The sequence below is a fragment of the Clostridium sp. OM05-5BH genome (assembly GCF_003481505.1).
GTDB classification, from domain to species: domain Bacteria; phylum Bacillota; class Clostridia; order Lachnospirales; family Lachnospiraceae; genus Otoolea; species Otoolea fessa.
This window is the reverse complement of record NZ_QULJ01000034.1, coordinates 1-284: the sequence shown is the minus strand read 5'-3', so window position 1 is coordinate 284 and position 284 is coordinate 1. Positions and strand designations below refer to the sequence as shown.

1 protein-coding gene is annotated in these 284 nt (G+C 50.4%); it reads left to right on the top strand.

The annotated features are described in order from the left end of the window. Nucleotides 1-253, top strand: a 253-nt coding sequence (locus DXB70_RS14230) for a hypothetical protein (RefSeq protein WP_207665604.1), incomplete at its 5' end; no start/stop codon positions are given. Nucleotides 254-284 lie beyond the last annotated feature (31 nt).

The following is a 284-nucleotide window of genomic DNA, read 5'->3' as shown; positions in this document are numbered from 1 at the left end:
TGACACGCCCCCGGTCATTGAGGTAAAAGGAAAGCTCATGCTTCCTCTTTTTGCTCATTCTCGGCATATTGCGCTTCCTCCCGTTTTAGTGTATGGTTTCGGGGCGATTTTCGGCAAAATTACAGCCATAGAGCCGCTTAAAATCTCCCGAAGTATCAGCGATAGGGTAGACTATCCCCCTATCAGATTGTCGTGTTTCGGTATCATTTCGGTGTCAGTTCGCCAGTTCTCCCCGGTGTCGTTCCTCCCCTGAATCTCACAGCGGCGTATCGCTCCCTTTGGTA